Raw genomic sequence first — 11,140 nt, 5'->3', positions numbered from 1 at the left:
ATATTCTGCTCCATTTACCTTATCAAAGTTTATATCAAATTTATTGCCTTCTAGCTTTAAATCTTCATCTATATTTATATTCATTCTTTTTTTATAGTCTAAATTTAATTCATACACTTTATTATTTTTTGTTTTTTTTATATATTTTTCTTCAGTAACATACTTTTCACCAGTATCCATTGATAAGATTGGTGATACATTTATTATTTCTAATTCTGGAAGTCCATTTATTTCATAATTTCCATCTTTATCTGTATATATAACTTTTCCTTCTATTTGCCCATAACTAAAATCATCTGTATATTCTGAAAATCCTACATTCCCAACTATAATTGGTACATATTTTAGTGGTTTTCCCTCTAAAGTAAGCTTACCTTTTACAGTTACATTTCCTTTTAAAAGTTTATCTGACCCATCTTCATTGTATTCTCTTAATTTATATACTCTTGGAATATTTATATTTGCTGAAAGTTCATCTAAAAAGCTTTTTTCATTATAAAACTTTATTTCATCTCCAATGTTTCTATTATCTTCTACATAGTAATCATCATTATCCATTTCAAGCAATTTTTCTATAACTGTATTTCTACTTTCTCTATAGTACTTTTTATACAACTCTCTACCTTTATTCTTATCATTCTCCATTATTGCTAATTGAACTTCTAATACTTTTCCTGCTGAATTTTCTTTATAACTTTTTTTATCTAAACTCTCATCAATTAATTTTTTTGCTTCCTCTAAATTACCTTTTTCCATATGCAAATTAAATAAAGCTATAGTATTTAATGAATAATCTATCCCATTACTCATTTGAAGACCTTTTTTATACAATGCCAATGCCTCTTCATATGTACCTAAAGGAATCACTCTCCCTATAATAGCATCACCACCATTGCTTACATACTTCATATTATAATCATACTTTACTCGCCCCATATAAAAGTAAGCATCTCCATCAAATGGACTTAAAACCTTTGGCCACTTCGTATAAAGATTAAAAACCCCATAAGAGTATTCTCTAGTAGTTACTCCACTTTCAAACTGCCATCTTACTGAAAACATACTTTTCCCCACAAAATAAAGAAAATTTGGAACAATTACAAATATTATTATTGGAATCATAATCAAATGTTTTATCTTTAATTTCACCTTCATTTTTCTACCCCTTTTTCTTATTTACTTTTTAGACTAAATAAATTTAAAAAAAGTTTCATTTGAAAAATTTTTTTTTATCCCTCATAATAAAACTTATCGATGAAAGGTAGGTGTTACAAATGAAAAAAACTTATAAAGGTATTTTCCCACTTCTTATATCTGTATTTATTTTAATCTTTTGGGATATTTGGAGAATAAGAGTTTTAATGACAACTAAACCTAGTCTTACAAACATAATATTTAGTTCTGTTTTAATTATTCTTTTTATACCATTAGCTTATAGAATCTTACATATGTATTTAAGGTCTATTACTATCAGAGATGACAGAATAGTTTTTGCTGGTCTTCTACGTGATAAAAAAATATTTTTTAAAGATGTTGCTAATATTAAAGATCAAGACGGTTTTCTTGCGTTAACTTTAAAATCTAAAGAAATTTTTTCTATTAGATTAAAAGATATTAATGAAGCTTATAGAGATGATATAAGAGACACATTATTTAACTTAATAAAAAGGAAATAATATTAAAAGGAATGTATTTTTACTAGAATATGTTCCTTTTTGTTTGAATTTTTACCTTTTCTGGTATAAAATTGTAAGAAAAGCGTATAAAAAAGGGTGTGGATTTTATGAGCGTCAACTTTGATTTTGACAGAAAAAAAAGTGTGAAAACTAAAATTTCTAGTAGGGTAGGAATTATTTTCTTTATTACATTCTTAATAACTATTACTTTATATACCTTTATAATAAAAGGTATTATTTCTAATGAACTATCTATACTAAATATTGATAGTAATTCTATCTTCAATCGTGTTGATTTTGAATTATTTTTACTAGGTGCTGTACTAATTACTATAAGTGTATGTATTGTTACCTATTTAACTTATAAAACTTTAGAACCTTTAGCAAGACTTCTTAATAATTTTAGAATCCATTTTGAATTTTTAGCTGAAGGAGATTATTTTTATAGAATTAAAGAAAAACATTTTTATAGAGAAGATGAACTTGGCCCAATTTCTAAAGCTGTTGATGAAATGCAAGTTTCAACAATGGATTTAATAAAGGAAATAACTGATAATTCATCTTGTATGACAAAGCAATCTGAAAAGCTTACAAGCCTTTCAAATGATTTAAAAGATTTTACTACAAATATTTCTAAATCTATTATTGATATTTCTAATAACTTGAATGTCGAAACTTTTGATATTATTTCAGTTGCTAGTGAAATTGATAAATTTAGAGAGCATATTGAACATAACATGCATGATATAAATGAAATTTCTTTAATCACTTCAAATATGGATAAGAAAGCATTGGCAAGCTCTAAAGAAATGGAATCATTAAATCAATCTTTTGTTCATTTCAACTCAATCTTTACAGATTTCTTAACTGTAATAAAAGAAATGAAAACTAAAATGGAACAAGTTACTGAAATTACAGGAATTATAAATCAAATAGCAGAACAAACTAATTTACTTTCTCTAAATGCTGCTATTGAAGCTGCTAGAGCTGGTGATGCAGGCCGTGGTTTCTCTGTTGTTTCTAATGAAATAAGAAACTTATCTATACAAACTAAAGAATCATCAATTAACATAAATCATCTTATTTCAACTGTTCTTCAAAGTTCTAATGAACTATTTACTAAAACTTTTGATTTATCTGAAAATCTAGAAAATCAAAAGAAAATAATCAAAAAGTCATTAAGTACCTTTGAAGAAATTTCTGATTCCGTTAAAATTGTTAACCCTAAAGTAGATAAGCTTAAAGCTTCATCTGATTTAGTAGTAAAGAATAATAATATTATCTTAGATAAAATAAATAGTATATCTAAATCAGCTAATCAAATATCCTTATTTGCTGATGATATAAGCTCTTCTACAAATAAACTAATAAACTCTAGTAATACAGTCCATAAATCTGCTATCTCTTTAAATAATATGGCTGATGTTTCATTAAAAGCTATTAGTAAATTTAAATTGCAAGATGAGTATGGAAACACTAATAGAAATGAAGGAAAATAAAAAAGAGGCCAAACCTCTTTTTTATTTAAATATTTCTTTAGCTATATTTACAGATTCTTTTGCATCTTTTGCATAAAATGTAGCACCTATCTCTTTTGCATAATCTTTTGTAAGAACAGCACCACCAACCATTATATCTCCAGTATATCCTTGATTTCTTAAACTAATTATAGTATTTTCCATAGACTTTACTGTAGTTGTCATAAGTGCACTTAACCCTACTAACTTTACCTTTTCTTTTAATGCACAGTCTACTACTTTTTGAACTTTAACATCTTTCCCTAGATCTATTATTTTATATCCATAATTCTCTAAAATAACTTTAACAATATTTTTCCCAATATCATGAATATCTCCTTCAACAGTTGCAAGAACTATAGTTCCTTTTTCAACCTTTGTACTTCCCTTTTTAGCTATTCTATCTTTTATTATTTCAAAAGCTATCTTTACAGTTTCTGCTGCTTGTATAAGCTGTGGTAAAAATATTATTCCTTTTTCATACTTTTCTCCAACTTTATCAAGAGCAGGAATTAAGTATTCATTTACTATTTCTAATTCATTCTTCTCTTTTAAAAATTCTATTGTTAATTCTTTTGTTCTTCCTTTAAAACCTTTTAATATAGCCTCTTCTAGACTTCCCTCTTCATTTTTTTCACTTTTAGTTTTACTTGTATTAATATTTTTTTCTATTTTTATATTTCCATATTTCTCTATATATTTTTCTGAATTTATATCATTATTATTTAAAACTCTAAAAGAATCTAAAACTCCCATCATTCCACTAGAATTAGGATTCATAATAGGTAAATCTAATCCTGCACCTAAAGCAACTGCTAAGAATGTTTCATTTACTATACTCCTATTTGGAAGTCCAAAAGAAATATTAGATACTCCTAGTAAAGTTTTCACGTTAAGCTTTTCTTTTACAAGCTTTATAGCTTTTATTGTCTCCATTACTTCTTCTTGTTGTGCTGATACAGTTAATGCTAAACAATCTATATATACATCTTCTCTTTTAATTCCATATTCTTTAGCCTTATTTACTATTCTTTCTGCTATTTTAAATCTTTCTTCAGCCTTTTTAGGTATTCCATTACTATTTAAAGTTAATCCAACTACAGAAGCTCCATACTTTTTAACTATTGGTAGTATTCTATCTAATACTTCCTCTTCTCCATTTACTGAGTTAACTATTGGTTTTCCATTATAAACTCTTAATCCTGCTTCAATTACCTTTTCTTTATTAGAATCTATTTGAAGTGGTGTATCTATAATTCCTTGAAGTTCAACTATAACATCCTCCATCATAACTACTTCATCTATTTCAGGAAGGCCTACATTAACATCTAAAATTTCTGCTCCACCTTCTATTTGCTCTAATGCTTGATTTAATACATAATCAATATCTTTGTTTACTAATGCCTCTTTAAACTTTTTTTTACCAGTCGGATTTATTCTTTCTCCAATAACTCTCGGTCCATTATTTATAAAAATAGCCTTTGCTGGTGAACAGATTCCACATAAAGATATATACTCTCTTTCTACCTTCCTATAGCTCTCTCTTATTAATGAAAGTTCTTTTATAAATTCTGGTGTTGTTCCACAACATCCTCCAATTATAGAAATACCTTTTTTAACATACTCTAAAATACTATCTTTAAATTCCTGTGGACTTATTTTAAACTTAGTTTCACCATTTATTATTTCTGGAAGACCTGCATTTGGTTGAATCATTATAGGTAAATTTGTAACCTTTAATATTCTCTCTATAATATTTTTAAGTTCCTTTGGTCCTAAAGAACAGTTTACTCCAAGAGCATCAACGGAAAGCCCTTCTAGCGTTAATGCCATACTTTCAGGAGTACATCCTGTAAATGTCCTTTCATCTTCTTCAAAAGTCATTGTACAAAATATAGGTAAATTACAGACTTCTTTTGCTGCTATTACTGCTGCCTTAGCCTCATAAAGATCCGTCATAGTTTCAATTAAAATTATATCAGCTCCAGTCTCATATCCTACCTTGATTTGTCTTTTAAAAATTTCTACTGCTTCTTCAAACTCTAGTGTTCCCATAGGTTTTAAAAGTTCTCCTATTGGTCCTATATCTAAGGCAACTTTAGTATTTGTTCCCTCAGTAGCTTTCTTTGCATTTTCTACTGCACTTTTTATAATCTCCTCAACTGAATAATCTATTTCTTTTAATTTTAATTCATTTGCTCCAAATGTATTTGTTGTTATTACATTTGCTCCACTTTCAATATACTTTCTATGTATATCTATAATTAGTTCCTTATTTTCAATATTATATTTCTCTGGTATCTCACCAAGTTTTAATCCTGCTTTTTGAAGCATAGTTCCCATGGCACCATCAAATATTATTATTTCTTTTTCTATATATTTACGAACATCCACATATATCACCTTCTCTTCTAAACAAACAATTTTCATAATTTCTACAATTTAAACAAGATTTCTTTTTCTTCTCTTCTAATGTAACACCTAAGATAGCTGTTACTGATTTCCTTGGAAATAATATTTTCTTTTCAGAAACAGTAAGTCCAATCCTTCTTTGACAATCTAATACTTTTATAATATCTTTTTGAACATCTAAAGAAAGGTCTCCATATCCAGGACTATATCTAAACGTAAAGTTTTCTTCTTCTTTAAGCTCTCTTTTCTTTATATTTTCTTCTAAATCATCTATATATTCCTCAACTGCAACTGTTGCACAGGCATCTAAAATCAATGCATCTGTCATACTTATTCTCTCATACTTTCTTGTTAATCTTTCAATATCACTTCCAAGAGTTACTGCCATTAAATATATTCTATTTGAATTCTTTAATAATTCTATAATATCATTTCCCTGTAGCTTTAAAGTAGTTTCTTCTACTATTATCTCATTATTAATCTTTTTTATTTTATAAGATTCATATACAAATTTAGGTCTAAAGAAAGCTTTAGACTCTTCTCTTATTTTCTCTATTCTTTTTAAGAATTCATTTTCTAAAGCTTGTCCTTTATATCCTAAGTATCTTAAAATCTCCTCTATTGGAACATTTGAATTATTCATATATATTTAATGAGAATCCTGTCTCTAGTGCAATTTTTGCATATTCCTTTGCACCAAAAAGAGATAAATCTTTATAATTTCCACATTGAATTGGATTATTTGCTGGAATTTCTGTTGCTCCTAATACTTTTTTTAAGCCTTCTTCTACTGCATTTTTTATCTCTTTAGATTCCCTATCACCCCATATGCTTAAATAAAATCCCGTCCTACACCCCATTGGTGAAAAATCAATTATTCCTTCTACTGAATCTCTTAAAAAATGTGCTAATAAATGTTCTAGCCCGTGCATAGCTGCTGTTCCAAAACTATCTTCATTTGGCTGAAGAAACCTTATATCAAATTTTGTTACTATGTCCCCTTTTTCTCCATTAAGTGTACAACACTTTCTTATATAAGGTGCCTTTACTAATCTGTGATCTAACTCAAAGCTCTCTACCTTTTTCATACTATAATCTCCTTTTCATTTATTGCTTCTAAAATTGTTTTTATATTTTCTTTTATTCTTCTTGCTACATATGAATTATTCATTGTATATAAATGAATTCCATCTACCGAACTAGAAGAAAGGTCTACTATCTGCTCAACTGCATAAGCTATCCCAGCTTCTCTTAAAGCCTCTTTATTATGCTCATACTTTTCCATTATTTTTTTAAACTTCAATGGTATTTTAGCTCCACAAAGACTTCCTATTCTCTCTATTTGTTTTTTATTTATAACTGGCATAATTCCAGCTTGAATAGGTGCATTTACTCCTGATTTTCTAGCATTCTCTAAAAAATCATAATACATTTCATTTGAAAAAAATAATTGACTTATAAAACTTGTGCACCCTGCCTCTTCTTTTCTCTTCATATTTTCTATTTCTAAATTAATATTCTTATTCTCTATATGGCCCTCTGGATAACATGCACCTATTGTATTAAAATCATTACTTAAGTGATTTATAAGATTATTTGCATATTTAAACTCTCCTGTACCTAAGTTTCCATTATCATCTCCTCTAAGAGCTAAAATATTTTCAACTCCTTCAAGTTTTAACCTTCCCTTTATAAAATCTATATTATCTATACTTTTACCAATACACGTAAGATGTGCTATTGATTCTATACCATATACGTTTTTTATAAGTGATGATATCTCAGCTGTTTTATTATCTACAGTTGACCCACCTGCACCATAAGTTACACTAATGAAATCTGGATTAAGCTCCTTTAATTCATTTAATGCCGTATAGATAGTTTTTACTGGTGAAGTACTCTTTGGTGGAAATACCTCAAATGAAAAAACTAATTTTTTTCTCTCAAATAATTCTCTTATATTCATTTTTCCCTCCCCTTTTATAAAAAAAATATCCTAAGGATGTTTTCCCTAAGATATAGCTTCTCTTTATCTTAAATAAACTTCCTTATCTTTCTGGATTTAGCACCACACACAAACTTTTCATATTATATATTTGTAGGTTGCTGGGTTTCACAGGGCCAGTCCCTCCACCACTCTTGATAAGTTATTTTTACTTATTATACTATATAAACCTTTATTTGTAAAATTAATATGTAAAAAAATCTTAGAAGTTAATCTTCTAAGATTTTTTTTAAAAATGATTATAAAACAATAATAATATAGAAATAATACTACACATTATACTTATTCCTACAATGCAGCTTACCGTTTGTTTTGGAGTAAACCCCTTAGCTTCTAATCTAAAATGTATTTGACTTCTATCGGCTTCATACACAGCTTTACCCTCACTATACCTTTTTATAATAACAAATAAATTATCAAAAATTGGTACTGCTAATGCTAGTATAGGTAATAAAATACTTAAGACTGTAGCTTGTTTAAATGCACCATCTAAAGCAATTATACTAAGTATAAATCCTAAGAAATTTGCACCTGAATCTCCCATAAACACCTTCGCTGGATGCACATTAAATATTAAAAATCCAACTAAAACTCCTGCCATAACAGAAGATACATTTGCTGAATCCACTTGACCTAATATTATTGCTGCTACAAAAAATGTTATAGTTGATACTAAGGAAATTCCCCCTGCAAGTCCATCCATTCCATCTGACCAATTTATTACAGTTGTCACTCCAAATATCCAAGTTATACTTAATATTAATTGAAGTGTATGATTTAAAAGTATATACTCTCCTGTAAACGGATTTGTAAAACCTGTAAATGCAACTCCGGCTCTATACACAAGATATGCTGCTAAAATCTGTATTATTAGCCTCGGTGTAATTTTAAATTCTTTTCCTTTTGATTTATAATAATCATCCACAAGACCTATTAGTAAAATCATTGTCGATCCTATAAAAATATAAATCTTCTTTTGTGTTATATCACCTTCAAAAAAATATACTGCAAAAAATCCAATATACATAGAAAGTCCTCCACAAAGTGGTGTTATCTTTTTATGCTTCTTTCTTTTTGTTGGCTTATCCGTAAACTTAATTTTATATGATACCTTTATTAGAATAGGCGTAACTATAACAGTTATAGCTAATGCGCTTATAAATTCTATTAAATAATCCATAATATTCTCCTTAGCAATTTATGTATTTCATATAGATTATTAACTACTACCCTTGATTATACTATTATTATCTCACCTTATCAATTATTTATCCTGAATATTAATTTACTCTTAATTAATACTCTCTTCATATACTCCTCATTTTTTATAATTTTTTTATCATTTTCTTACCTTGATTATATTTTTTAGTGTCAATACGTTAATATATAAAAACCTCCAGACACTATCTAGAGGTTTTTTATAACATTTTATTCATATATTTCTATAAAACTAATTTCTTTGCTCTATCATACTCTTAACTTTCATAAGTCTAGTTAAAGCACTTCTTTCATTTTCATCAAGTTTCATTCTTATATACTTTATAGTTTCTTGTAACTGTGGTATTGTCATATATTCAAGAGCATTAACCCTTCTTCTTGTTTTCTCTATCTCATCTGCCATAAGTTGACATGACTTCTCTACTTCTGCTAATTCTAAAAGCTTTGGAACTATTCCATATAACTTAGTTAAGGCATCATCTAGCTCTGATGAAGTATTTGCAAATCCATATGGAAATATACTTCCTTCATCTCCCTCTAGTTGTCTTTTAAAATTCATAACAGGCACATTAACGCTCATTATATTTTTTTGCCCAACTTCTACTGTTATATGCTCTTTTGGATAAGCAATTGCTTCCTCTAGAAACTCTGAACTCATTACTGCTCTAGCCATAACGAAATCTTTTAATGACCCTTGAAGTTCTTTTTCAACTTCTTGTCTTATAGTATTGTTATATTTAACTAGATTGATGAATTGTCTCATTAACTCATCCTGCTTATCCTTTAGAAGTTTATGCCCTCTAGTTGCTGTAGTCAATCTTTTCTTTAGCTTAGAAAGCTCCATTCTTGTAGGATTAACATTTAACCTTGCCATAGATTACTCTTCCTCTCTTGGCATATATTTCTCTAAATACTCATCTCTAATTCTCTTAAGCTCAGTTTTAGGAAGAAGCTTAAGTAAATCCCATCCTATTGTTAAAGTCTCTTCAATAGTTCTATTTGTAGTAAATCCTTGTGATACATAAGTATTTTCAAAAGCTTCTGCAAATTTTGCAAATGCTTTATCTGTATCTGATAATGCTGATTCTCCTAAGATTGCTGATAACTCTTTTGCTTGCTTTCCTTGTGCATATGCTGAGAAAAGTTGGTTCATAGTGTCTGCATGATCTTCTCTAGTTTTTCCTTTTCCAATACCTTTATCTTTAAGTCTTGAAAGTGAAGGAAGAACATCAATTGGAGGCATTATTCCTTTTTTATATAATTCTCTTGAAAGAATTATTTGTCCTTCTGTTATATATCCTGTTAAGTCAGGAATTGGATGTGTTTTATCGTCCTCTGGCATTGTAAGTATTGGAATTTGAGTAATTGATCCTTCTCTTCCTCTAAGTCTTCCTGCTCTTTCATATAAAGTTGAAAGGTCAGTATATAGGTACCCTGGATATCCTCTTCTTCCTGGCACTTCTTTTCTAGCAGCTGATACTTCTCTTAAAGCTTCTGCATAGTTTGTTATATCAGTTAATATAACAAGTACGTGCATTCCTTTTTCATAAGCTAAGAACTCAGCAGTAGTTAATGCCATTCTTGGAGTTGCTATTCTTTCTATAGCCGGATCTGAAGCTAAGTTCATGAATAGAACTGATCTATCAATAGCACCAGTTTTCTTAAATTCATCTACGAAGAATTGAGCTTCTTCAAAAGTGATTCCAATTGCACCAAATACAACTGCAAATTTAGAATCTGAATTTAAAACTTTTGCTTGTCTTGCTATTTGAGCTGCAAGTTGAGCATGTGGAAGACCTGCTCCTGAGAATACAGGAAGCTTTTGTCCTCTAACTAATGTATTTAATCCATCAATTGCAGATATTCCAGTTTGAATAAACTCTGATGGAAAATCTCTTGCAACAGGATTTATAGCTTCTCCATTTATATCAAGTCGTTTTTCTGGTATTATTTTTGGACCATCATCATTTGGTCTTCCCATTCCATCAAAGACTCTTCCAAGCATATCTTCTGAAACACCAAGTTCAAGTGGTCTTCCTAAGAATTTTGCTTTAGTTCCTTTTAAATTAATTCCTGAAGAACCTTCAAAAATCTGAACCATAGCTTTTGAGCCATTAACTTCAAGAACTTTTCCTCTTCTTATTTCTCCATTTTGTAATTCTATTTCAACTAGCTCGTCGTATTTAACTCCTTCAACGCCATCTACAGCCATTAATGGTCCTACAACTTCTGTTACTGTTCTATATTCTTTAAGCATCTAGAACCCCTCCTTCGCTGATTAATTTATCCATTTCAGCAGTTAATAAAGTTCC

Annotated in this window: 10 protein-coding genes and 1 riboswitch; of the genes, 2 read left to right on the top strand and 8 right to left on the bottom strand. The window is 28.7% G+C overall.

What is annotated here, in order from left to right; translation table 11 throughout:
- Positions 1-1,155 (bottom strand): tetratricopeptide repeat protein (locus ACRDDY_RS08420; protein WP_438564509.1); only part of this gene is annotated, 1,155 nt, incomplete at its 3' end.
- A 119-nt stretch (positions 1,156-1,274) separates the two neighbouring features.
- On the opposite strand from ACRDDY_RS08420, the gene ACRDDY_RS08415 reads away from it, so the two are divergent.
- Both ACRDDY_RS08415 and ACRDDY_RS08410 read left to right on the top strand, forming a co-directional pair.
- A complete protein-coding gene (locus ACRDDY_RS08415) occupies positions 1,275-1,676 on the top strand; it encodes a hypothetical protein (protein WP_438564508.1) in 402 nt (133 codons plus the stop codon).
- A 107-nt stretch (positions 1,677-1,783) separates the two neighbouring features.
- Positions 1,784-3,175: a methyl-accepting chemotaxis protein gene (locus ACRDDY_RS08410; protein ID WP_438564507.1), complete on the top strand. Its 1,392-nt coding sequence runs from the start codon at positions 1,784-1,786 to the stop codon at positions 3,173-3,175.
- 21 nt (positions 3,176-3,196) lie between these two features.
- Here ACRDDY_RS08410 and ACRDDY_RS08405 read toward each other — a convergent pair whose 3' ends face one another.
- The 7 genes from ACRDDY_RS08405 to ACRDDY_RS08375 all read right to left on the bottom strand — a co-directional run bounded on the left by ACRDDY_RS08405 (position 3,197) and on the right by ACRDDY_RS08375 (position 11,085).
- Complete coding sequence (locus ACRDDY_RS08405) at positions 3,197-5,587, bottom strand: homocysteine S-methyltransferase family protein (protein ID WP_438564506.1); 2,391 nt, start codon at positions 5,585-5,587, stop codon at positions 3,197-3,199.
- Entirely contained in the window at positions 5,574-6,248 is a 675-nt protein-coding gene (locus ACRDDY_RS08400; protein WP_438564505.1) for a vitamin B12 dependent-methionine synthase activation domain-containing protein, read from the bottom strand. Before ACRDDY_RS08400 ends, ACRDDY_RS08405 begins: the two co-directional genes overlap by 14 nt.
- Positions 6,241-6,693 (bottom strand): S-ribosylhomocysteine lyase, encoded by a 453-nt coding sequence (locus ACRDDY_RS08395; protein ID WP_438564504.1) that lies wholly within the window; start codon positions 6,691-6,693, stop codon positions 6,241-6,243. The genes ACRDDY_RS08400 and ACRDDY_RS08395 overlap by 8 nt, the downstream gene beginning before the upstream one ends.
- The gene (locus ACRDDY_RS08390) at positions 6,690-7,571 is read right to left on the bottom strand and encodes a methylenetetrahydrofolate reductase (RefSeq protein WP_438564503.1); all 882 of its coding nucleotides are present in this window, start codon (positions 7,569-7,571) and stop codon (positions 6,690-6,692) included. The genes ACRDDY_RS08395 and ACRDDY_RS08390 overlap by 4 nt, the downstream gene beginning before the upstream one ends.
- Before the next feature lie 79 nt (positions 7,572-7,650).
- Positions 7,651-7,754: riboswitch (SAM riboswitch) on the bottom strand.
- A gap of 85 nt (positions 7,755-7,839) precedes the next feature.
- Positions 7,840-8,790 (bottom strand): MraY family glycosyltransferase, encoded by a 951-nt coding sequence (locus tag ACRDDY_RS08385; protein ID WP_438564502.1) that lies wholly within the window; start codon positions 8,788-8,790, stop codon positions 7,840-7,842.
- Positions 8,791-9,060: 270 nt separating this feature from the next.
- Positions 9,061-9,702, bottom strand: coding sequence for a V-type ATP synthase subunit D (locus tag ACRDDY_RS08380; RefSeq protein WP_438564501.1), 642 nt, complete (start codon positions 9,700-9,702; stop codon positions 9,061-9,063).
- Between the two features lie 3 nt (positions 9,703-9,705).
- Complete coding sequence (locus tag ACRDDY_RS08375) at positions 9,706-11,085, bottom strand: V-type ATP synthase subunit B (protein ID WP_438564500.1); 1,380 nt, start codon at positions 11,083-11,085, stop codon at positions 9,706-9,708.
- Positions 11,086-11,140 lie beyond the last annotated feature (55 nt).

The organism is Clostridium sp., assembly GCF_051656525.1.
Classification (GTDB): Bacteria; Bacillota; Clostridia; order Clostridiales; family Clostridiaceae; genus Clostridium.
This window is presented reverse-complemented; position numbering and strand designations above follow the sequence as displayed.